21 protein-coding genes are annotated in these 23,309 nt (G+C 67.4%); all 21 read left to right on the forward strand.

The window, feature by feature from the left end:
* Positions 1–60: 60 nt before the first annotated feature.
* Entirely contained in the window at positions 61–942 is an 882-nt protein-coding gene (locus ACW14X_RS28735; RefSeq protein WP_457164184.1) for an acetaldehyde dehydrogenase (acetylating), read from the forward strand.
* Positions 939–1,988 carry a 4-hydroxy-2-oxovalerate aldolase gene (gene dmpG, locus ACW14X_RS28740; RefSeq protein ID WP_457164185.1) on the forward strand — a complete coding sequence of 350 codons (1,050 nt, stop codon included), beginning with the start codon at positions 939–941 and terminating at the stop codon, positions 1,986–1,988. The genes ACW14X_RS28735 and dmpG overlap by 4 nt, the downstream gene beginning before the upstream one ends.
* Entirely contained in the window at positions 1,985–3,442 is a 1,458-nt protein-coding gene (locus tag ACW14X_RS28745) for an aldehyde dehydrogenase (RefSeq protein WP_457164186.1), read from the forward strand. Before dmpG ends, ACW14X_RS28745 begins: the two co-directional genes overlap by 4 nt.
* A 26-nt stretch (positions 3,443–3,468) precedes the next feature.
* On the forward strand, positions 3,469–4,266 hold the full coding sequence (locus ACW14X_RS28750) for an alpha/beta fold hydrolase (protein WP_457164187.1): 798 nt from the start codon (positions 3,469–3,471) through the stop codon (positions 4,264–4,266).
* 146 nt (positions 4,267–4,412) lie between these two features.
* Entirely contained in the window at positions 4,413–5,708 is a 1,296-nt protein-coding gene (locus ACW14X_RS28755) for a cytochrome P450 (protein WP_457164188.1), read from the forward strand.
* Between the two features lie 48 nt (positions 5,709–5,756).
* Positions 5,757–6,752 carry a PDR/VanB family oxidoreductase gene (locus ACW14X_RS28760; protein ID WP_457164189.1) on the forward strand — a complete coding sequence of 332 codons (996 nt, stop codon included), beginning with the start codon at positions 5,757–5,759 and terminating at the stop codon, positions 6,750–6,752.
* Positions 6,753–6,848: 96 nt separating this feature from the next.
* Complete coding sequence (locus tag ACW14X_RS28765) at positions 6,849–7,241, forward strand: hypothetical protein (RefSeq protein WP_457164190.1); 393 nt, start codon at positions 6,849–6,851, stop codon at positions 7,239–7,241.
* On the forward strand, positions 7,238–8,077 hold the full coding sequence (locus ACW14X_RS28770) for an MlaE family ABC transporter permease (protein WP_457164191.1): 840 nt from the start codon (positions 7,238–7,240) through the stop codon (positions 8,075–8,077). Before ACW14X_RS28765 ends, ACW14X_RS28770 begins: the two co-directional genes overlap by 4 nt.
* Before the next feature lie 9 nt (positions 8,078–8,086).
* Positions 8,087–8,968: an ABC transporter permease gene (locus ACW14X_RS28775; protein ID WP_457164192.1), complete on the forward strand. Its 882-nt coding sequence runs from the start codon at positions 8,087–8,089 to the stop codon at positions 8,966–8,968.
* Positions 8,969–9,023: 55 nt separating this feature from the next.
* Positions 9,024–9,830, forward strand: coding sequence for an ABC transporter ATP-binding protein (locus tag ACW14X_RS28780; RefSeq protein ID WP_457164193.1), 807 nt, complete (start codon positions 9,024–9,026; stop codon positions 9,828–9,830).
* The gene (locus ACW14X_RS28785) at positions 9,830–11,074 is read left to right on the forward strand and encodes an MlaD family protein (protein ID WP_457164194.1); all 1,245 of its coding nucleotides are present in this window, start codon (positions 9,830–9,832) and stop codon (positions 11,072–11,074) included. The genes ACW14X_RS28780 and ACW14X_RS28785 overlap by 1 nt, the downstream gene beginning before the upstream one ends.
* Positions 11,071–12,456, forward strand: coding sequence for an MlaD family protein (locus ACW14X_RS28790; RefSeq protein WP_457164195.1), 1,386 nt, complete (start codon positions 11,071–11,073; stop codon positions 12,454–12,456). Before ACW14X_RS28785 ends, ACW14X_RS28790 begins: the two co-directional genes overlap by 4 nt.
* A gap of 2 nt (positions 12,457–12,458) precedes the next feature.
* Positions 12,459–13,757 (forward strand): MlaD family protein, encoded by a 1,299-nt coding sequence (locus tag ACW14X_RS28795; protein ID WP_457164196.1) that lies wholly within the window; start codon positions 12,459–12,461, stop codon positions 13,755–13,757.
* Positions 13,757–15,154 carry an MlaD family protein gene (locus ACW14X_RS28800; protein ID WP_457164197.1) on the forward strand — a complete coding sequence of 466 codons (1,398 nt, stop codon included), beginning with the start codon at positions 13,757–13,759 and terminating at the stop codon, positions 15,152–15,154. The genes ACW14X_RS28795 and ACW14X_RS28800 overlap by 1 nt, the downstream gene beginning before the upstream one ends.
* Positions 15,154–16,410, forward strand: coding sequence for an MlaD family protein (locus tag ACW14X_RS28805; RefSeq protein ID WP_457164198.1), 1,257 nt, complete (start codon positions 15,154–15,156; stop codon positions 16,408–16,410). The genes ACW14X_RS28800 and ACW14X_RS28805 overlap by 1 nt, the downstream gene beginning before the upstream one ends.
* Before the next feature lie 3 nt (positions 16,411–16,413).
* Complete coding sequence (locus tag ACW14X_RS28810) at positions 16,414–17,742, forward strand: MlaD family protein (protein WP_457164199.1); 1,329 nt, start codon at positions 16,414–16,416, stop codon at positions 17,740–17,742.
* Complete coding sequence (locus ACW14X_RS28815; RefSeq protein WP_457164200.1) at positions 17,742–20,057, forward strand: hypothetical protein; 2,316 nt, start codon at positions 17,742–17,744, stop codon at positions 20,055–20,057. The genes ACW14X_RS28810 and ACW14X_RS28815 overlap by 1 nt, the downstream gene beginning before the upstream one ends.
* The gene (locus ACW14X_RS28820) at positions 20,054–21,199 is read left to right on the forward strand and encodes a peptidyl-prolyl cis-trans isomerase (protein WP_457164201.1); all 1,146 of its coding nucleotides are present in this window, start codon (positions 20,054–20,056) and stop codon (positions 21,197–21,199) included. Before ACW14X_RS28815 ends, ACW14X_RS28820 begins: the two co-directional genes overlap by 4 nt.
* Positions 21,196–21,429, forward strand: coding sequence for a hypothetical protein (locus ACW14X_RS28825; protein WP_457164202.1), 234 nt, complete (start codon positions 21,196–21,198; stop codon positions 21,427–21,429). Before ACW14X_RS28820 ends, ACW14X_RS28825 begins: the two co-directional genes overlap by 4 nt.
* Before the next feature lie 430 nt (positions 21,430–21,859).
* On the forward strand, positions 21,860–22,375 hold the full coding sequence (locus ACW14X_RS28830) for a hypothetical protein (RefSeq protein WP_457164203.1): 516 nt from the start codon (positions 21,860–21,862) through the stop codon (positions 22,373–22,375).
* Positions 22,376–22,727: 352 nt separating this feature from the next.
* Positions 22,728–23,210 (forward strand): DUF6326 family protein, encoded by a 483-nt coding sequence (locus tag ACW14X_RS28835; protein ID WP_457164204.1) that lies wholly within the window; start codon positions 22,728–22,730, stop codon positions 23,208–23,210.
* Positions 23,211–23,309: the final 99 nt, after the last annotated feature.

A 23,309-nucleotide genomic window follows, 5' to 3' on the forward strand; every position in this document is an offset into this window, starting at 1 on the left:
CCAGGCGACACGTCGACGTACTCCCCATCCACCACGAACCGAAGCCAGATAGGGACACCCATGGCTGAGAAGCTCACCGCCGCAATCGTCGGGTCCGGCAACATCGGGACCGACCTGCTCTACAAGCTCCAGCGCTCGACGTCGGTCGAGCCCATCTACATGATCGGGGTCGATCCCGAGAGCGAGGGCCTGCGCCGCGCCGCGGACATGGGTCTGGAGGCCTCGGCCGGAGGCGCCGACTGGCTGCTCGCGCAAGAGCGCCTGCCCGACTTCGTGTTCGAGGCGACGTCTGCCAAGGTCCACGCCGCAACCGCTCCGCGTTACGCAGAAGCGGGCATCCGGGCGATCGACCTGACGCCGGCGAGCGTCGGACCCTACGTCGTGCCAGCCGTGAACCTCGGCGAGCACGTCGATGCGCTCAACGTGAACATGGTCAGTTGCGCCGGTCAGGCCACCATCCCGATCCTGTGGGCGATCAACCAGGCCGCGGACGCGTCGTACGGCGAGATCGTCGCCGCCATCGCCAGCGCCAGCGCCGGCCCGGGTACGCGGCAGAACCTCAGCGAGTTCAGCGAGAAGACCGGTCGGGCGCTCGCGGCCGTCGCGGGAGCCGACACCGCCAAGGCGATCTCGGTCATCAATCCCGTCGAGCCGCCGATGTCGATGCGCGACACCGTTTACGCGCGCGTCCGCAAGCCGGATGCCGGGCTGATCGATGCAGCCGTTCGTGACGTCGTGGCCCGTGTGCAGGAGTACGTGCCCGGCTACCAGCTCAAGTTCCTCGACGTGGACGGCGACCTCGTCACCGTCATGGTCGAGGTCGAGGGGGCGGGCGACTTCCTGCCGACCTACGCGGGGAACCTCGACATCATCACCGCCGCCGCAGTCCAGGTCGCCGAAGAGATGGCCGGCGCCGCAGTCACCAAGGAGATCCCGGCATGAGCACCAAGCCCTCTATCACCCTCGTCGACACCAGTCTGCGTGACGGCATGAGCAGTGTGTCGCACCAGTTCACCGCTGCACAGGTCGCCGACGTCACCCGCGGCCTCGATCGTGCGGGCGTGACGACCATCGAGGTCGCCCACGGCATCGGCCTGGGCGCCTCCTCCATCCAGTACGGCTTCGCCGCCGCCTCCGATCCCGAGTACGTTGCCGCAGCAGTGGACGCCTCTTCGCAGGCGGACATCGCCGTGCTCTACGTACCGGGTATCGCCACCTTGAACGAGCTCAAGGGGGCTCAGGACGCCGGCGCGAAGACGGTGAGGGTGGCGGTGCACTGCACCGAGGCCGACTGTGCCGAGCAGCCGATCCGCTGGGCTCGTGAGAACGGTCTGAAGGTCATGTCCTTCCTGATGATGAGCCACAAGCTCCCGGCCGACGCACTGGCGGTGCAGGCGGCGAAGCTCGACTCCTACGGTGCGCAGGTCGTCTATGTCGTCGACTCCGCCGGCGCGATGGTCCCCCGAGACGCGGCCGAGAGGGTCCGTGCGGTGCGCGCCGCCGTCGACGCCGAAATCGGATTCCACGCCCACAACAACCTCGGTGTCGGCATCGCGAACGCGCTCGCCGCGGCCGAGGAAGGCGCCTCTCACATCGATGGATCGCTGCGCGGCCTCGGGGCGAGCGCAGGCAATGCGCAGACCGAGGTGCTGGCGGCTGCGTTCGAGCGGGCCGGCTACGACACCGGCGTCGACCTCTTCGGTCTGATCGACACCGCAGAGCAGGTGATGGCCCCGCTGATGAAGGAGCCGCAGATCATCGACGAGACGGCTCTGGTCCTCGGCTACGCCGGCGTCTACTCGACGTTCTTCCATCCGACCAAGCGCGCCGCTCGCAAGTACGGTGTCCGCGAGCGGGACATCCTGCTCGAGCTCGGTCGCCGCGGCGTGATCGGCGGTCAAGAGGACATGATCATCGAAGTGGCCGCCGAGCTGGCGGGGCGGACTGAGGCTGTCTCCCAGGCTGACGTGGCGGTGGCGGCGCGATGAGCGACATCGCCACGGTTCGCCACCTGATCGGCTCCGAATGGGTTGACGCTTCCGACGGCCAGACCTTCGAGTCCCGGGACCCGCACGACGGCTCTCTCCTGGCGAACGTCGCGCGCGGAACCAGCAGCGATGGTGAGCGTGCACTCACGGCGGCCCGACGTGCCTTCGACGAGGGGCCGTGGCCGCAGATGTCTCCCGCGGAACGGCGGAAGGTGCTGCACCGCGTCGCAGATGCGGTGGACGCCAACGCGGAGCGGCTCGCGCTGACAGAGACGCGGGACGGCGGCAAGACGATCACCCAGGCCGCCCACGCCGAGATCCCGCGGGTGGCCCTGAACCTGCGCTTCTTCGCCGACTACGCGGCGATGACTCCGAACGAGGCGTACCCGGACGGCCAGCTGCTGTCCTACGTTCTCTACCCTCCGGCCGGAGTGGTCTCGGCGATCAGCCCATGGAATGCCCCTCTGATGCTGGCCACCTGGAAGATTGCGCCGGCCCTGGCATTCGGGAACACCGCGGTCCTCAAGCCGGCTCCGCAGACGCCGCTCACGGCAGCGCTGTTCGCCGAGCTCGCGCTCGAAGCCGGTCTCCCGGAGGGCGTTCTCAACGTCGTCCAGGGCTTCGGCGGTGACGAGGTCGCCGGGCCGCTGACTAGCGACCCCCGGGTCGATCGGATCACCTTCACCGGCTCCAGCGCCACGGGGTCGAGGATCATGGCCGCGGCGTCGACCAACATGATCCCCGTATCGGCAGAGATGGGCGGGAAGTCGGCCAACATCGTGTTCGACGACGCCGACCTCGATGTCGCCGTACCTCAGGCGATCCGGGCCATCTTCGCCGGGAACGGTCAGGTCTGTCTCGCTGGATCGCGGCTGCTCGTGCAGCGCGGCATCCTGGACGAGTTCCTCGCGCGCTTCACCAAGGAGGCGGCCGCGCTCGCCGTCGGCGACCCGAAGGATCCGTCGACCTTCATGGGTCCGCTCATCGAGGAACGACACCTCGAGAAGGTCAGCGGCTACGTCCGGCTCGCAGAGCAGGAGGGCGGCGAGGTCCTGATCGGGGGCGAGCAGCTACGCACGCCCGAGCACGCCGCGGGACTCTACTTCCCACCGACCGTCATCACCGGTCTCACGAACCAGGCTCGGGCCGTCCGCGAGGAGATCTTCGGGCCGGTCGAGACGGTGCTCTCCTTCGACACCGAGGAGGAGGCCCTGGCCATAGCCAACGACAGCAGCTACGGGCTGGCCGGGATGCTCTTCACCAGCAACCTGGACCGCGCTCACCGGATGGCGGCCCGTTGGCGCGCCGGCACCGTGTGGATCAACTGCTTCTTCGAGCGCGACCTCCGTCTGCCCTTCGGTGGCGAGGGCGCCAGTGGCGTCGGCCGCGAGGGCGGCCAGTTCTCTCGGGAGTTCTTCACCGAGCCGCGCGCGGTCATGCTCCGCCTGCGGTGACTTCCCACGACAAGGAAACAATGACCATGACCGAGAACGCCATCGCCAAGCGCGTCATCACCGTCGCCAGCGGAGCCACGCTCCATGTCCAGGAGGTCGGCTCCGGCCCACCTCTGGTCTACCTCCACCCGGCGGGGGGTCTCGTATGGGATGCCTTCCTCGCCGACCTTGCCGAGCGGTGGACCGTGATTGCCCCCGAGCTGCCGGGCTCGCGGCCCGGGTCGGAAGGCGACCTTGAACTCCTGCCCGACCTCGCCAGCGTCGTCGGGGCGTACGTCGAGGGCTTGCGCGGCATCGGGCTGGAGAGAGTCCCGGTCGTGGGCCAGTCTTTCGGCGGGATGCTTGCGGCCGAAATCGCTGCGCGAGCTCCGGAGATCTTCGACCGACTCATCCTGCTCGATCCCATCGGCGGATGGGTTCATGGCCACCCCATCGCAGATCTGTGGAGCACGCCGTTCCCCGAACTCCCGGCGCTGCTGTTCCATGACCCCGCCGGTGAACCCGCCGCGGAGTTCTTCACGTTCCCCGAAGACCCCGAGGTCGCACAGCAGGTCATGGCCGGCATCGGGCAGGCGCTCCACGCGTCGGGACAGTACGTCGACCTCGCCACCGACGGCGGACTGTTCGACCGGCTCGCAGACGTCGAGGTGCCGGTGCTCCTGATCTGGGGCGAGCACGACGCGCTCGTTCCCGCCACGCACGCCCCTGAGTTCGCGAACCGGCTCAAGGAGGCCCAGGTCTCGATCATTGAGGGGGCGGGCCACATCCCGCAGGTCGAGAAGACCGCCGCGACGCTCGCGGTCGTGCACCCATTCCTCGCCTGAGCCAGCCGACTGTCCCCGTATCCGGCACCGCGACGACTTCCTCCGGGTTGACGTCCAGCGGTGCCGAACGGGCCTTCGACGTGACGCCGATCACGAAGAGGATCGACACAACAACCGCCGCCCATGCATCCCACGAGAGGTAAGACATGACCACCACCGACCACGTCGGCCAGGCCGCCCCGACCGGACGCTGCCCTGTCGCGCACGACTTCGATCCTTTCACCGGCACGCCTGAGGCGTTCTTCAGCGAGGCACGTCAGGAGCGTCCGGTCTTCTACAACGAGGAGCTCGGGGCGTTCGTCCTCACCCGTTACGAGGACTGCAAGAAGCTTCTCGGTGACCGATCGGGTGCCGTCAGCGCCAGTGCGGCACTGCTGGGCCACCTCAATGTCCAGCCGATCCCGGAGGCGATGAAGATCCTCGAGGACGCCGGGTTCGAGTACGGCCCATCGATCGTCGACGCGGACGGTGAGGACCACAAGTTGCAGCGCGGGGTCACGCAGCCGCCCTTCTCGCCCGCCCGGATCAAACCGCTCGAGGAGTTCATCCGTCGCCAGGTGACCGAGCGTCTCGATGCGATCGTCGAGAGCGGCGAGGCCGACATCGTCGACGCGATGATCTATGAGGTGCCGGCGACGGTCATCCTGCACATGATGGGCGTCCCGGACGACCAGATGGGCATGGTGAAGAACTTCCGCGGTCCCTGGGCGATCTTCATCTGGGGGAACCCGGACGAGGAGGTCCAGATCCAGACCGCGCACCAGATGGGTGCCTTCGGCCAGTGGGCCCGAAGCATCGTCAAGGAGCGCACGGAGAACCCGGGTGCCGACATCATCAGCGAGACGATCCAGAACCTGCGGGACAAGGGCGAGTTGGAGAACCAGGGTCTGTTCATCAACTCCTACACGCTCAACGTGGTGATGGCCGGACACGAGACGACGACCAACTCGATGGCTGGTGGCCTGCTGTCGCTCCTGAGGAATCGGGACCAGTGGGACGCCGTCGTCGCCGACCCGAGCCTGATCCCGAACGCCGTGGAGGAGATGCTCCGTTACAACAACGGCGTCCCGACCTGGCGCCAGCGCGCGGTCAAGGACCTCGAGTTCAGCGGCGTCCAGATCCCCGAGGGCTCACTCATCTACGCCGCGATCAACTCCGCCAACCGTGACGAGGACGTGTTCGGCGAGGACTCCGAGGAGTTCGTCGTCGCTCGTGAGACGGCCAAGAAGCACATCACGTTCGGTTACGGCGCTCACACCTGCATGGGCAACCACCTCGCGAAGATGGAGATGGCGATCATGCTGGAGGAACTCGTCAAGCGCCTCCCGCACGTCGAGCTCGTCCTCGACCAGGAGTTCGAGTACTCGCCCAACACCAGCCAACGCGGCCCCGAGAGCGTCCTCGTGCGTTGGGACCCGTCGCAGAACCCCGCCGGCAGCTGACGTAGTCGTCCAGACCCGGGCGCCACCGATGTGGCTACACCGACGACGGTGGCGCTCGGTCTGTCGCCGACCCTCGATAAGGAGGAGAACCGCATGGAAAGCGATGACCTGCAGCTGGTGGTCACCAGCCGCCGGATGGCCAGCGAGACAGTCGTCGAACTGGAGCTCGCGGCCGCGACCGGTGAACGGTTGCCTGGCTGGGAGCCGGGGAGCCACCTCGACCTGGTGCTCGCCGACGGCATGGTACGGCAGTACTCGCTGTGCGCGGACGACCCGGGCGACCACTCGGGGTACCGGATCGCGGTGCTCCTCGAGCCCGAGAGCCGGGGCGGGTCGGCGTACGTCCACGACAAGCTGTGGTCCGGCGTCGAGGTGGTCGTCCGCGGACCGCGGAACAGGTTCCCGCTTGAGGAGGCGCCCCGTTACCTCTTCATTGCCGGCGGGGTGGGGATCACTCCGATCAAGCCGATGCTCGCCCAGGCAGAGCAGTCCGGCAGCGCGTGGTCGTTGTACTACGGCGGGCGGTCCGCGGACACGATGGCTTTCGCCGACGACCTCGCTGGGAGGTACGGCGAGCGGGTGGTGCTGAGGCCACAGGACGAGCACGGGATGCTCGATCTCGACGGAATCCTCGCTGACATCGACGAGAACACCCTCGTCTATTGCTGCGGCCCGACGCCGCTGATCGATGCCGTGGAGAGTCTCTGCGCTGAGCGCTGCCCCGGACAGCTACGCACGGAGCGCTTCACCGCCGCGCCCGTCGACACCGGCGGCGACCAACCCTTTGTCATCGAGGTCTCCGGGACGGGTCAGGTCGTCGAGGTCGGAGCCGATGAGTCCGCACTCGACGCGCTCGAAGCTGCCGGGGTCGACATTCCGTGGTCCTGTCGAGAGGGCGTCTGCGGCACGTGCCAGGTTCCTGTCCTGAGCGGGACGGTGGAGCACCGGGACGAGGTCCTCACAGAGGACGAACGTGCGTCGCAGACGCTGATGCACCTGTGCGTCTCACGGGCCGTCGGGGAGGGCGTCGTCATCGATGTCTGAACCCATCCAACAGAGGGAAGTCTCGGGAGTCATCGAATGAAGGTCGTCACATCCATGTCCAGTACTCGGGTATCGCAACCACAGGGGGCGCTGTCGTTGGCAAGCGTCGACGGTGCGGCGGTGGTGCGCGCAGCGTCGCGCGGGTTCACGGTCTTCCTCTTCGGCGGAGTGGTGCAGCCGCTGGTCGGAGCTGCCAGCTCCGTGGTCGGAGCGGTCTGGCTACCGCTGGTCGCGGTCGCGGCGTGCGTCGCGGCCGCATGGAGCGCTGCGGGCTCGGAGGCACCGCTGCGGCACGGAGCGTCGGCGGCTCTTGGGGCGTACGCACTCGTTGTGCCGGTCGTCTACATCGCGACCCAGCAGCTCGACGTGCTTCAGATCGCCTCGACATCGGCCCTCGCCCTCGTCGTCGGTGGGCTCACCGGCTGGCTCCGTGGTCGTCACAGCGGCAGAGCCTCCAAGACTTCCCTGCACTCCAAGGAGGTGGCATGACCGTCGCAGACCCCGGCGCCGCGCCGACAGCGCCGAAGCCACGTCGTCCTGCCAAGACAGCCACCCTGCAGAAGCCGCTCCAGGAAGCCGGCGAGATGGTGCAGATGCTCGGGCACGTCATCGTGACCGGCGTCCGCAACCCGCGTGGCTACTGGGGAGACGTCCTCCTCCAGATGTGGGAGATGCTCAAGCTCTGCATCATCCCGATGGCGTTCGCGTGCACGGCGTTCGGCTTCGGTGCGCCGGGTCTGCAGGCGGGCAACATCTACATCCTGTTCGGCATCCCCGAGCGCCTCGGCTCCTTCTTCGTGATGGCGAGCGTGCGCGAGTTCGCTCCCTGGATCAACGCGATGGTCGTGGCCGGCGTGGTTGGCACCGCCATCACCGCCGACCTCGGCGCCCGCCGTATCCGTGAGGAGATCGACGCGATGGAGGTGCTCGGGCTCGACCCGATCCGGGCGTTGGTCCTGCCGCGGGTCATCGCCGTCACGGTGATGACCGGGCTCCTCGATCTGCTCGCCCTGGTCTTCGGTGTCTTCGGGGGCTACCTGGCCGCCGTGCTGCTCGGATCCTCGCCGGCGGCGTTCCGCGACAACTTCTTCGCCAACGCGACGACCGTCGACGTCATGGGGTCGGTGCTGAAGACGACCATCTTCGGCCTCGTGATCGCGGTCGTCTGCTGCTACAAGGGCCTCAAGGCCGCGGGCGGTGCCTCAGGCGTGGGTCGAGCGGTCAACCAGGCGGTCGTCATCTCCTTCGCCGCGATCTGGACCATCAACTTCATCTTCACGACCATCCTGCTCGGCCTTGCGCCGCAGATCCAGGTCTACCGGTAGGCGGCGGCGATGGCACAGACACAGGTACGGTCGGGCAGCTCGCGCGGCTCCAGCGGCCCGTCCAAGAAGCGCAAGAACGTCAAGCGCCCCGCGAGCGGGACCGGTGGCCTCTTGGGCGTCGTGGTCGGCGGGCTGGCCGCTGCAGGCGACATCGTCCGGTTCTCCGGCGACACGGTGCGGTCCTTCGGCGACGTACGCAAGTACACCAGCGAGGTCTTCCACCAAGCCGGCATCCTCATCCTCTCCAGCGGCCTCATCATCTGGGTGATGCAGGGCGTGATGGGCTCTATCTGCGGCCTGGAGGCGAGCTACACGCTCAAGCAGATCGGCGCCCCGCTCTACTCAGGCATCTTCAATGCCTTCTGCGGCCTGCGCGAGATGTCACCGTACATGTGGGGCTATATCTTCGCCGCCAAGGTTGGCTGCGGTCTCGTCGCGGAACTCGGCTCGATGCGGATCTCCGACGAGATCGATGCCCTCGAGGTGATGGGCGTCAAGTCCAAGGCCTATCTGGTGGGGACCCGGGTTCTCGCAGCCTGGATATCGATCCCGTTTCTGTACACCGTAGGGCTCGCGCTGATGTACGTGACGATGTATCTGGTCACGGTCGTGCAGCTCCAAGGAGTCTCGTCGGGCGGATACCTATATGTCTTCTGGCTCTATCAGAACCCACTCGACTTCCTCTATTCGCAGATCAAAGTGATGAGTTATGGCACGACGATCGTCTTCGTCGGCTGCTACTTCGGGTTCAACGCCTCCGGTGGATCGGTCGGGGTCGGAAAGGCAACGGCGAAGTCGATGATGATCAACATGGTCCTGATCCATGTATTGGGCGTGCTCACGACCCAACTCTTCTGGGGTCTGAGTCCGAACGCGCCGATCGCGAACTAGCCGGACCGCCCACCAACTCACCAGACCAGAAACGACAGATAGATCGGAGTGACCCGTGTCTTCCTTGACCGAGAGCACGCTTGTCGCCGACCCCGGCGACAACGACAAACCGCATACGATGATTGTCCGCGACGTGCACAAGTCGTTCGGATCGTTCGACGTGCTCCAGGGGCTCAACCTCGAGTTCGAGGACAACGCCATCACGACCGTGCTCGGGCCCTCGGGCACGGGAAAAAGCGTGCTGATCAAGCATCTTGTCGGTCTCCTGGAGCCTGATCAAGGCGAGGTCCGCGTCTTCGGTAAGGACATCTGGAACCTCTCCGAGGACGAGCGCTACGAGATCCGCAAGAACATGGGTGTTCTTTTCCAGGATGGTGCGCTGTTCGGTTCGATGAACCTCTATGACAACACCGCCTTCCCGCTGCGCAAGCACACCGACAAGTCCGAGGACGAGATCCGGGAGATCGTGCTGCAGCGTCTGGTGGAGGTCGGTCTGGAGCGGTCTCTGCACAAGTTCCCTAACGAGGTCTCCGGCGGTATGCGCAAACGCGCCGGTTTTGCCCGCGCGCTGGTGATGAACCCCCGGATCGTGTTCTTCGATGAGCCCGACTCGGGGCTGGACCCTGTGCGCACGAGCCTGCTCAACGACCTGATCCTGCAGATGCATGCCGAGCACGGCGGCACATATCTTCTGGTCACCCACGACATTCGCACCGCGCGCAAGGTCAGTGACTATGTCGGCGTCATCTGGAAGGGAAAGACCGTTCACTACGGTCCCGCCGAAGAGGCCTTCAACTCGGATATCCCGTTCGTCCGCCAGTTCCTGGCCGGCGAGTCGGCAGGCCCCCTAGGAATGGACTGATGAAGGCAATCCCTTTCGCCCCGCATATCGCTGTGGCCGTCACCGCCGCGTCGGTGGTCGCCCTCGGCATCGGCGCCGTGCGTTCCACCGCCTCCTATGACGCCAGTGTCGTCCTGGACAACGCCACCAACGTGGTCAAGGGCGCTCCGGTTCGTGTCGATGGCTTCGTCGCGGGAGAGATCACGGACATCCAGGTCGAGAACGGCAAGGCTCGGATCACGTTCTCGCTCGAGCGGAAGTTCGCCCCATTGCACGATGGCGCCAAGGCCGTCGTCGGGTGGCGTGCTGCGCTGAGCGAGCGCCAGTTGGAGATCACCGATGGCACCGGCAAGGGCGCCGAGATCCCCGCCGGCGGGATGCTGCGCGCTACGCAGGCTGCACCAGTTGAAGTTTCTGCTGTGCTGGCCGCGCTCGACAAGCCGACCCGGGTGGCGCTGCAGTCGACGCTCACCCGCCTGGCCGACACGCTCGAGGGGGCAGAGCCCGACACCCGGGCGACGTTGAAGACGGCAGGTCCGGCTCTGAAGGAGGTCGGCTCTCTGCTGGCCGCCATCGGCACCGATGGTCCGGCCATCCGCTCGCTCGTCGACCAGCTCGACGCGCTGATGGCGGTCGTCGCCAGGCACGACGGCGACGTCAAGGAGCTCGTGACCGGGCTCGCCAAGCTCACCGACGCCGTCGCTGCCGAGCGCAAGCAGCTGCGCTCGACCCTGGAGCAGCTGCCTTCGACGTTGAACACGGCGAAGGGCACTCTCGACCAAGTGCCGGCGACGGTGGACAGCGTCAACCCGCTGCTCGATGACCTGAACCCGGCCACTCGTCAGCTCGGTCCGGTCGCCGCTCAGCTGAAGCCGGTGATGAGGGACCTGCGTCCGCTCGTCCAGGACCTGAGGCCGACGCTCGTGGCCACGTCCTCCGTCCTGGGCAAGACCCCGAGCCTGACCGCTGACATCAACAGCACCCTTCCGTCGCTGACGTCCCTGACGGAGTCGGCACGGGAGCCGGTCGCATTTCTGCGGCCCTACACCCCCGAGGTGACGGGCTACTTCTCGACGTGGGCTTCATCCTTCGCCAACTACGACGCGAACGGCAACTACGCCCGGATCGAGGCGCAGGGCGGCGGAACCAGCTTCAACGGGAACCCTGGCGTACTGCCTCCCGGCATCACGTCCGACCCCTATCCCAAGCCCGGCGCGATCGTCGACGAGGCCTGGACAGACGCAGATGGGAGCTCCATCCGATGAGCGGGAACTCCCCGATGCCGCGGGCGCTGCGGGTCGGCGGCCTCATGGTCGCCCTCCTGCTTGTCACCGGCCTGGTGCTGATGCTGGTGGATCGTCCGAGTGACGATGGCACCACGACGGTCTACGCAGACTTCACTGACTCCAGCCCGCTGCTCACCGGCAACGAGGTGCGGCTCGACGGGGTCAAGGTCGGCACGATCAAAGCGATGCGGGTAAAGGGCGACCACGCCCGGCTCACGCTCGAGCTCGACCGTACGGCCATTCCCATCTACGCCAATGCCCGGCTGTCCAGTCGGCCTGTCTCCATCCTCGGTGAGCGCTACGTCGACCTCGAGCCCGGTACACCGGACGCGAAGCAGCTGCAGCACGGCGGTGTCATCCCCGTGCAGCAGACCAGCAGCGCCACCGACCTCGACCAGGTCCTCAATGTGCTCGACAAGCCGACCAGCCAGTCGCTGGCAGCGTTGGTCACCACGCTCGGCGTGGGTGCCAACGGTAACGGCAACGACATCGACGCCGCTATCGCCGCACTAGCACCGGCGATGCAGGACACCCAACAGCTCACCTCGGTGCTGCGCGAGCAGAACAAGACGCTGTCCAGTCTCGTCGACTCGCTGGAGCCGGTCGCCGCCGGGCTGGCCGACGACAACGGATCCTCGCTGAACGCGCTGGTCGATGCCGCCGAGCAGACGCTGCGTACGACCACAGCGAACGAGGCGGCCTTCCGTTCGATGCTGCAGCAGCTGCCCGGCATCCTGCGCTCGGCGATGATCACGCTCTCCCGACTCCAGGGGACGGCGGACGCCGCGATCCCGACGCTGGAGGCGCTCCAGCCGACCACGCAGAACCTCAACGAGATCAGCGAGGAGCTGATGCGCTTCGCCGATGCCGCCGATCCGGCACTGAAGTCGGCGACGCCGGTGCTCATCCAGGCCCAGGACCTGATCGACGCCGCCCAACCGGTGGCCGCTCAGCTGCGCCGGAGCGGCCCCGACCTGACCGCGGACAGCAGGTCGCTCGACCCGCTCACGAAGAAGCTGAGCAAGGACTTCACGGCAGTGATGGAGTTCTTCAAGGGCTGGGCGCTTGCCACCAACGGTCGGGACGGCCTCGGCCACTACTTCCGTGCCGGCCTGATCGTCACGCCCTACAGCGCGACCGGCTACCTGCCCACGTCGGAGGGGAAGCGTCCGCCGAACCCGCTCGATCCGGAGGCCAACCCGAAGAGCTCGAAGGGGTCGCTGGGTGGGCTTCTCGACGACCCCGTAGGTGATGCGGCCGAGGGGCTGCTCTCGCAGAAGTCGAGCAACGACGGTGGGGTCACCGGCCTGAACCAGTCCCAGGAGCAAGGTGTCCTGGGCTTCCTCTTGGGGGGTAACTGAGCATGGGTGCAGTCGCACGTCTCGAATCACAGCGACGCCAGTCGGTACGCGTCGGCCTCGTCGTCCTGGCGATCGCGTCGCTGATCGCCGCGTTCGCCTTCACCGCGCGCAACGGCCTCCCGTCGTACGCGCCCGGTGTCGACCAGAAGCAGGTGCGTCTGGCGTTCTCGAAGGTCGGCGCGCTCCGCACCGGCAACGACGCCCGCATCGGCGACGTCCGCGTCGGCTACGTCAAGAGCATCGACCTGGTCGACCAGAAGCCGATCGTCACGATCGTCCTCGACGAGAGCCGCCCGGTCTATGACAACGCCACCGCGACGATCAGCGAGCGCTCGGCGCTGGGGGAGAAGTACATCGACTTCCACCCGGGCACGACGAAGGCGAAGGCGCTCGGCGCCACGGCCGTGATCCCCTCCTCGCAGACGAAGGAGTCGGTCGAGCTCGACGACGTCCTCTCCGCGCTCGATGCGAAGACGCGGGCCGCGACCAAGTCCACGCTGCTCGAAGCAGGCGGTGGCCTGGCCGGGCACGGTGAGGACCTCAGCGTCGCCGCCAATGCCGCACCGGCCCTGCTCACCGACCTCGGCAACATCTCCCAGGCGCTCGGCACCAACGACGGCGCCGACCTGACCCAGCTGCTCCAGGCAGCAGACAGCCTCTCCACCAGTCTGCAGTCGCAGGAGGACCAGATCGCCGGCGCCACTCGCGATCTGGGGACCACGCTCCGCGCGGTCAACACCGACGACGGCGAGGCACTGGGCCGGACCGTACGCTCGGCCGACAGCGCGATGCGCGAGGTCAAGCCGGCGCTGGATGCGCTCAACGGCCCGCTCGCGCACACCGAGTCGGCGGTCACGGCGCTGCGTCCGGGGGCAAAGGCCCTGGGGCGCTCGACCCCGAACGTACGAGCATTCCTGCAGGAGTCGCCGAAGACGCTCGAAAAGGTGCCTGGGGTCATGTCCGCGGCCTCGCCCGCGGTCACCGACCTGACTCCCACCTTGAAGAGCGCCCAACCCGTCGTCACCCAGCTAGGTACGACACTGGCTCGCAGCCGCGACCCGCTGGCCGTCCTCGCGCCGTACGCCGACGAGGTCGTGCTCTTCTTCAAGAACATCTCCAGCGCACTCAGCCAGGGTGACAAGGCAGGTCGCTGGCTGCGGTTCTACCCGGTCCTGACCCCGGAGTCGGCGCTCGGCGACCTCAACACACAGCTGCCCACTTCCTCTCGCGACGCCTATCCGGACCCCGGTGAGGCTGCGACCCATCGGAGCAGTTCGCTCTTCGGAAAAGAGTTCGAGTGATGTCCATACGCTCTCGCAGCGCCCGGATCGGGGCGTGCATGCTGGTCGTCGCGCTCGTGGCGTCGGTGCTGCTCTTCAAGAAGGACGCCATCGGGACCATGCTGATGGGGGGAAAGACGATCTCCGCCGTCTTCGACCAGAACTACAAGGTGCGCCCCAACGGAAGCCCGGTGAAGGTCGGCTTCGTCAAGGTCGGGAAGGTCAGCGACGTACGCCGGAACGACGACGGCACCGCGACCGTCTCCATGAAGGTCGACGAGAAGGTGCTGCGCACACTCGGGCCGAAGCCCTCCGCGACGATCCGCTCCGCGACGCTCCTGGGCGGCAACTACTTCGTCGACCTGGCGCCGGGCGGAGGGTCCGGCGCGTTCAGGGCCGACTCGATTCCGAGATCACGTACGCAGGTGGCGGTCGAGCTCGACAAGGTCGCGGGCGCGCTGCAACCTGATGCGCTCGCTGGTGCCCAGAAGGCGCTGAAGAGGGTGGACGCCAGTCTGAAGAAGTCGGACCAGGCGGCGCTGCGCCGGCTGCTCGCCGACGCTCCGGACACCCTCGAGCCCGGCGGCCGGGTGCTCGACGCCGCCCAGGGCCGGCGCTCCGACGACCTCACGAAGCTGGTCAGCAGCATGGAGTCGACCGGTCGGGTGCTGACCCAGAACGAGGGCCAGCTCGACAGCATCCTCACCGACCTGAACACGACCTCGCGGGTGTTCAGCGATCACTCCGCCGATGTGCAGGCAGCCCTGAAGCCGCTGCCCTCGGCGCTCTCGAACGCGCGCGCCGGCCTCGCCGATCTGAACACGACGCTCGTCACAACGCGTGAGGTGTCCGGATCGCTGCGCCCCGCGGCCCGAGATCTCGACACGACACTGACGACCTTGCGGCCCACGCTGAAGACGGCACGACCCGTGATCAGCGATGCCCGCGTCCTGGTCGAGGATGCCCGGCCACTGATCCAGGGCCTGGACCCCGTCGTTCCCGAGGCCGACAAGGTCGTCGACGACGTGCGCGGACCGGTGCTGAAGCGGCTCAACGGGCCGGTTACGAGCTGGCTCTACCAGCCGTACAAGGGCTCCGGGGTCTACAGCCTGACCTCGTCGAAGAGGCCGACCTACGAAGAAGCCGTCTTCGCATTCGTCAACCTCGACCGGGCCTCGTCCTACGCCGACCAGAACGGCAACGGCGTCGCCTTCCAGCCAGGCGTTGGCGCGGGCACCGCGGGGGGTCTGGTCGTCAGTCCGGAGCAGCTCTACTCGGGGATGACCGAGTGGCTGTGGCCGGAGAGTCCGCTGGACACGGTTCCGCCGCTCAACAGGCCGGGCGGGAAGTCTGGACGTGACCTGGCGCCGCTCGACCCGAGCACGATCGTGCCAGGTCTCAAGGGGGACAAGAACTGATGAGACTGAATCTTCGTAAGCACTGGGACCGGATCCGTACCGAACCCGGTCTGGGGCGCAACGTCGGAATCTGGGTGGCGGCGATCGTGCTCGCGCTCGGTTCGGGCGGCTGGATTCTGTCCCAGCAGAACTTCAAGCCACCGTGGTCGAACGAGATGACGGTCCACGCCGAGTTCGCCGCGACCCCCGGCGTGGCGCCCGGCAACGGTCAGGAGGTACGTGTCGCTGGTGTGATCGTCGGCCAGATCACCGGCGCGAACGTGAACAGCAAGGGGCACGCCCAGCTGACGATGTCACTGGACAAGGACACCGAGCTGTACGACAACGCCTCGCTGGTCTTGCGCCCGAAGAGTGCGCTCAACGAGATGTACGTGACCATCGATCCGGGCGGTCCTCCGGCCGAGCTCGTTTCCTCGGGTCACACCTTTCCGCAGGCCAACACCCGGCGCCCGATCCAGGTCGACGAGGTGCTGGGCAGCCTCGACGACGACGCCCGTTCGGCGTTGACGGCGCTGCTCGGCGAGTCCGACGACGCACTGGCGAGCGCTCCCACCAGCCTCGGTAGGGGAGTCGACAAGACGGACGTGGTCGTCAGCCAGCTCCAGCCGGTGGTCGCCGAGCTGGACCAGCGCCGCGAGGCTCTGCGTCGGCTGGTCTCGGCGATCACGCAGATCTCCGAGGCGGTCGGCGGCAACGATCAGCGCCTGGTGGCACTGGCCGCCGAGCTGCAGTCGACCCTCGACGCGGTCGGCGACAATTCCGGAGCTCTGGACAAGTCGCTCGACGAGCTGCCCGGTGTGGTCAAGCAGCTGGAAGGGACCACAGCGTCGGTCTCGGAGCTCACCGACACCCTCAACCCGACGCTGAAGGACCTGCAAAGCGCCTCCTCGACGCTCCCCGAGGCGTTGAAGAAGGTCTCTGAGACCTCCAAGTCGCTGGACTCGACGCTGAAGGCGGCCAAGCCGACGATCCACGAGGCCCGACCTGTCGTCGCCGACCTGCGTCCGTTCGTCGGGCAGCTCCAAGTAGCGCTGCCTGAGCTGCAGAGGACGACAGGGCGGCTGGACCCAGTCACCGCCGAGCTCGTCTCCTATCTGCCGGACCTGGGGGCGTTCTTCGTCAACACCCGGTCTCTGACCAGCCTGCGTGACGGCAGCGGCGGGATCCTGCGAGGTCTCCTCGAGGTCAACACCACGACGGCGCCGACCGGCCTCCTCAAGGAGCTCACCCCAGACACCACCGGACCGAAGGACTGAGCGATGACCACCACGGCATTGAGCGAGATCAAGCTCCCTGAGTCAGAGGGCGGCGTCAGCGGTCGCGTACGTTTCGTCGCGGTCGGTGCCTTCGTCGCGCTGTGTCTGCTCATCTTCAGTTTCATGTGGGTGCACTCCGGCGGCAAGCTCCCGCTGGTGACCTCCGACGGCTACCAGGTGACCGCGACCGTGGAGAAGGTCGACAACACGGTCTACTTCGCCGACGTGATGATCGCCGGCGTCAAAGTTGGCAAGGTCCGTGACGTCAGCGTCGCCGGTGAGCACCCGAAGCTGCTGATCCAGCTCGACGAGGACATCGCGCCACTGCACCGAGGCGCCACCTTCTCCATCCAGGCGAAGAGCCTTGTGGAGGAGAGCTATGTCTCGATCGAGGACGGCAAAGGCGCGAAGGTGCCTGCCGGCACGGTCTTCCCGCTCTCGGCGGCGACCCCCGCGGTGAAGCTGAACGAGGTGCTGGCGTCCCTCGACGAGCCGACCCGTGCGCAGCTGCAGTCGGTGCTGAAGTCGGCCGGCCTGGCCACCGTCGACCGTCAGGCAGACATCTCCGCCGGGATGAGCGGCCTCGGCGACGTCGGCCGCGATGGGCGTACTGCATTGGACGCGCTGAACGCGCAGTCCGCGGACCTGACGCGGCTGACTCGGTCGAGCACGCAGGTGCTCGCAGCGCTCGCCGAGCGCCGGGCACAGGTCAGCTCGCTGGTCGACGACTCGAACACGATCGCGCAGGTCACCGCCGGACAGCAGGATGACGTCAGCGCCGCGATGCAGGCGTTCCCGGGGGCGCTCGATTCGGCGCGTACGAGCTCCGGGAAGCTCGAGGAGCTGGCGACACATCTCGATCCCGTCGCCAAGAACCTCGACGCCTCTGCGCCCGACCTGAACGCGGCGCTCGAGGAATTGCCCGCGACCACCACCAGCCTGCGCGGCCTGCTGCCGTCGCTGGACAAGACCCTCACCCGGGCTCCCGCCACGTTGACGAAGCTGCCGACGACGGCGGACCGGGTTGACACGCTGCTGCCGCCGGCATCGGTCGTGCTCTCCGACCTCAACCCGTCGCTGGGCTACCTCGAGCCGTACGGTCGCGATCTGGCGGCCTGGTTCACCAACTTCGCCCAGGCCCTTGCGACCGGAGACGCCAACGGCCGCGCCTTCCGCGTCATGGCCATCTTCAACGAGATGACCGTCAAGGGGCTGCCGCTCAACACCAACGTCGGCCCGCTCGACAAGTTCAACCCGCTGCCGGCGCCCGGCTCCCTGGCCGACCCCGGACCCGACCCGCGCCCGTACGTCAAGGTGAAACGTGAGCGCTGATGGCTGAACAGTCCACTAGACGCGTACACAGCGGCCTCGTCGCTCTCGCGGGTGTCGTGATCGCAGTGCTGGCAGGGCTCGGGCTCGCCCGAGTCGAGGTCAGCACCGACCTGGAGAGCTTCCTGCCCGCCCACGACCAGAGCCTCACCGACTATCACGCCGTCGCGAAGGAGTTCGGAGGCGACCCGATCGTGGTGCTGCTGGAGACGCGCGGCTCGACGAGCCTGCTCTCGCCCAAGGCTCTGCGCTCAGAGGTCGAGCTGGAGGGTGAGCTCGCCAAGCTCGATGGTGTCGCATCGCTCTATGGCCCAGGAACGCTCCTCAACCAGGTCGCTGGGCGTGCCCAGGACCTGCTGCTGGAGCTGATCGGTCGGCGCGACGCCGAGGTTGCAAAGGCGCAGATCGACGCGGAGAATGCCGGTCGCTCGCCCGAGGCGGCTGCGGAGAAGGTGAAGGCGAAGTTCGACAGCCGCTACGGTCCGCTGCTGGTGCGGGGCCTGCCGGCCGGACTGCCGACGCTCGGCAACGAGAAGTTCGTCAAGCAGGTGGTATTCGACGACAGCGGCCTGCCCCGCGGATCGTGGAAGCTGGTAGTGCCGGATGAACGTACGCTCGCGATCCTGGTACGTCCCGACTCATCGCTGAACGCCCGCGAGATGTCGCACCTCATCTCCCAGATCCAGGACGCCGTCGGCTCCTCCGATCTGGACGCCAAGGTCTCCTCCGGGAAGGGCAAGGGCGATCTGCGGACGACCGTATCCGGCAGCTCCGTGCTGGTCTCCGCGCTCTCGGACAGGGCCGTGCACGACATGCCGTTGCTCGGCGGGCTCGCGGTGGGTGCGGTGTGCCTGGCGTTCTGGGCAGCCGGCTGGATCCGCCGCAGCCGCAGACTGCTGCCGGTGGCGACCACACTGGTCGCCGTCCTCCTCGCCGTCTCCGCGCTCGGCTGGCTCGGCCGACCGGTCACCGTCGCCGTGCTCGCCTTCTCGTCGGTCCTGCTCGGAATCGGGTGCTACTACCCGACCTATCTGATGAGATCGGCTCGGCCGCGTACGTTCGTCACGGTCGTGTGCGCATCGGCGGTGAGTGTCGCCACGCTTGCGCTCTCGCCGCTGCCGATCATCGCCGACCTAGGGCTGTTGCTCGGCCTGGGCATCCTGTTCTCCGGAGCGGTCGCATGGCTGGCGCGCGGCTGGCTCCAGGAGGCGGAGAACACCACGGACACGGCTCGTTGGCGGCCCTCGCGGAGGGCGTCTCGGGTAGCTGCCGCGGGGCTTCTTGTCCTGGGTCTGGTCGGTATCGGCGGCTGGTTCCAGCTCGGCCAGCTCCCCCTTCGGTCGGACGTCAACCACTTCGCCGCCGGGCTGCCGGCGCTCGACGACGCGCATCGGGTGGAGAACGCGCTCGACATGTCCGGAGAGGTCACCGTCGAGCTCAACGGCAGCGACACGCTGTCGCCGAGCGGCCTGGGCTGGATGCAGACGGCATACGCCCGGGTCATCGAGCAGCACGGCGACGACCTCCGCTCAGTCGTCTCGCCGCCGGCGCTGCTGGCGTTCCTCGGCACCGATCCGAGCGCAGAGGAGATCGACGCTGCGTACCGGCTGCTTCCGGGATACCTCACCCGCGCGGTGATCTCGCCAGACCGATCGACCTCCGCGATGGTGTACGGCGTCAAGACGCACGACCTGGAGAGCGCGGGTCGGTCGATCGATGACCTGCGTGCCTCGCTCCCGGAGCAGCCGGAGGGCTACCAGGTGCGCGTCGCCGGGCTGCCGGTCGTGATGGTGCAGGCCGAGCAGCTCGTCAGCGACGACCGCTACCGCGCCAACATCCTCGGCATCGCCGCCGCCGGCGCGGTGCTGTTGATCGGACTGCGCCGCCGCACGGATGCCCTCCGTGGTGCCCTAGCGGCGACGCTCGCCACAGGCACCGGGTTCTTCCTCGTCGCGGTGGCCGGCATCGGTCTGAACCCGGTCACCGGGGCCCTGGGTGCGCTGACCGCGGCGGTCGGCTGCGAGTTCACGGTGATGCTCGCTGAGAGCGTACGCAGCAGCTCCTCTCTACGCAGAGCGGTGGTGCTCGCAGCGATCACCTCGGCGCTCGGCTATGCGGTACTCCTCGCCTCCGGCCTCGCGGTCGTACGCGAGTTCGGACTGATGCTTGCCGGGGGCGTCGGGCTGGCGATGCTGTGCTCGTGGGTCGTGGTCGTCGCGACGGTGCGGGCACCGATGGACCCGCGTGCGGAGGCGGAGTCCGTCACCATCACTGAACCCTCCGAGACCCGAGAAGCGATGGATGGGAGCCTGGTATGACACTGCTTGAGATCAAGCAGGAGAAGCCGGAGCGGAGTAAACGCGACCTGCTCCGTGAGCAGCTGGGCGACTGGACCGCTCGGGCCCGCCGACGACCGGCTCTGGTGTTCTTGGTGGCGCTCGCGCTCGCGGCCGCTGCCGTAGGCACGGTCTGGCTGGTCCAACGAGAGCGTGCTTTGCCGGACGGCGTCGTCGCCGAAGTGAGAGGGGAGCAGATCACGACCGAGGACCTGAACGAGCAGGTCGACACCCTCGGCGCGCTCTACGGCTTGGAGAAGCCGTCGGGCGGCAAGGACCTGCGGTCCTTCTGGAAGGCGGCCGCACAGGCGGCCGTGATGACGAGAGTGATCGATCTGGCTGCGACGAAGGAGGGGGTGAGCGCCTCGCAGGCCGAGGTCTCGAAGGCACTCAGCGACTACCTCAACGCTCTCTACGATGGCGCGCCCGACGCCGGTCAGCAGTTCACCACCGCCCTCGCCAACGCCGGCACCTCCAAAGCCGCGGTCGAGGACGAGCTACGACGACGGCTGGTCGACTCCCGGTTGCAGGACAAGATCACCTCGAAGGTCGACGAACCGACCGACGCCGAGGTCAAGGCAGCATTCACCGAGCGCAAGTGCACGATGTCGGTCGCCGAGACCCGCCGCTTACGCAACATCGTGGTCTCGACCCAGGTTGAGGCCGCCTCGGCTCGCGCCGAGCTCGACCAGGGTGCCGACTTCGCGACGGTCGCGAAGACGATGAGCGCCGACACCAGCACCGCGGCGAACGGTGGCCTGATCGGTGACGTCGCCAAGGACCAGCTCGAAGCCGACTACGGCAAGCAGGCCTTCGCCGCCGGCACCGGAAAGCTGTTCGGCCCGGTGCGCACCAGGTCCGGGTGGAACGTCGGCAAGGTCGAGGCCGTCGAGCCCGCCCACGCGGTGGCGTACGAGCAGGTCGCGGCGGCGCTGACGCAGCAGTTGGCCATCGAGGCCGAGTCGGCGGCGTGGCGCTCCTACCTGCGCAAGCAGATGAAGGCCGACCAGATCCGGTATGCCGAGAAGTACGAGCCGGCCAACGTCTACTCGATCCCGAATGGGGTTGCGAGCTGGTCCGAGGACCAGAAGGACCTGTGCTCACCAGTCGGAGGCCAGCAGTGAGCGGGCAGCTCAGCGTCGTCGCCTTGGCGATCCAGACCACGATCGCAGTGATTGCGATCGTCGTCGGCACCTGGGGGACCTCGTACGTCCCCGCCCTGCGTCCCGGCGACAGCGACGAGGAACGCGCCACGCGGGCCGCCGTGATCAAACGGGGTGCGGTCACCTGCCTGGTGGTCGGCTGGATCCTGTCTGCCTCGGTGCTGTGGGCAGTCATATCGATGAGACCCTGAGTCCGCCTGATTGCGCAGGCGGCACGCCGCCCCAGTAGTCCGGCCGCAATGACGCTCGATCAGAGTCGGACCCCCGGACCGGGTGCGGAGACTACGTCGCCGTGCCCGTGGAAGTCCGCGAACGTCCGCGGGCGGCTCGAGATGTCGCGCGCGGCGCGCGCGGGTGTTGAAGCGCGGAGCCTTCCGAGGTCACGATTTGCGCAGGTGCTTCTCGACGTCGGACGCTGACCGACCAGACTCGTGCCGTTGTCATGCGCCCAGGAGTCCTTAGGTTTCGACATCGGCCACGCAGGAGGATCGCCATTCCGGATCCGATGTGCCTACGTGTCCCATGAAGCTCCTGGCGGGGCTCCGATGGGCGCGCAAGGGATGTTGTGGCTGTCCGACGCCAATGGCCACGGCGTCGTGGGCGCGGCAGGGTGGTGAGATCGTGGGCGTCGTCGACACCGTCGAGTTGAGGGTCTATGCGGTGGCCCTCGGCGAGCCGGACCGCAGCACCCTGTACCTGTGCTGCTGGCCACCGCACCTTCGACCTGGGCACGTCACGAATGTCGGTCCTGCTCGCCACCAAGGTGGCGGTGCCTGGAGCCGGCACGCCCTGACCGGAGTTCGGGCGACGGCAGCCATGCACGGTGACAGTTTCCCCGGCACATACCCACGACAGGGGAATCAGTCATGGCGGAACCGGCGACCAGAACACCTTGCTTCTGGGATCACGAAGAAATCAACGAGGCTCGGATTGGGCTCGCTTTGGTTCGCAGAGGGCCGCAATCGTGTGCTGGCGCCGGCGGACACACAAGACGGCATCGCCGCAGCTCAGCGGATCGTCTTGGCGCAAGAAAGCAGGCAACCGCAAAGGATTGCGCTCACGCTCGCCAGCATCAAGGCCTTCCCGATGACGCATCACGTCGAGGCGGTCGCACTTCTGGAGCGGCACGGAGGGTGACCCTCGAGGCTGGGCATCCGACCGTTCGAGGCGCTGCCTGGCGTGTCCCCCAGTCGGCTCGCACACGTCTGGAGTCGTAGGCGCACATCGGGATCTCGACGCCTCACCCGACCAGGGCGACCTTCCGGGGGCGGCCGCGTCGCCAGAGCAGTCCGCGGTTCGCGCCAGCTGGAGCGCCGGAAACTGACCACGGCTCCAGCCTTGGAGATCAACGCGCCTCGGCGTACCCGCCGAAAGAACGAGAGCGAGTTCATCCCATCGGCCAGGTGAACTCCGGCCTCCGGGCCGAGGCGCCCGCCGCCGGGCTCGGCGATCGTGGACGTACCGATCCTCACCACGACAAGGAGCCCTGATGAGAGCACATCGACCCACCATCTCGACGCTGGATGACCAGCCGATGCCGGTGAGAGCCAAGCTCGCCGCAACATGGACGAGCTTCGTGTTCCTCTACGCCTACGTGGACATCCTCAACTTCTTCACGCCCGGCGTCGTCGAAGACATCCTCGACGGCAGGGTCTTCGAGTTCGACCTCTCCCAGACCTTCTCGACGGCGGCGCTGACCCTCGTGTCCATCCCGATCCTCATGGTCGTGCTGTCGATGACGCTGCCCGCCCGCGCGAACCGCATCACGAACCTCGTCGTGGCCTCGGTGTACGTGCCCGTCACCGTCTTCAACATCGTGGGCGCGTCCTGGTTCTACTTCTACGGTCTCGGCATCGTGCTGGAGCTGTCCCTTCTCGCCCTCATCGTGCGGTACGCCTGGACCTGGCCCCGCACCGAGGGGTCGACAATGAGCCGGGACCGTGAATCCGGTCGAACCCGACAGCTCAGCTGATATCGGTTGCGCGTCTCGCCCATCGGCGTTGAGATGCTCCCGTGAGCGATGACCTGTGGGGGACCGACCGGCTCGACCTGACGGCGTACCTGGAGCGGA

The sequence above is a fragment of the Nocardioides sp. YJ-D4 genome (assembly GCF_054031495.1).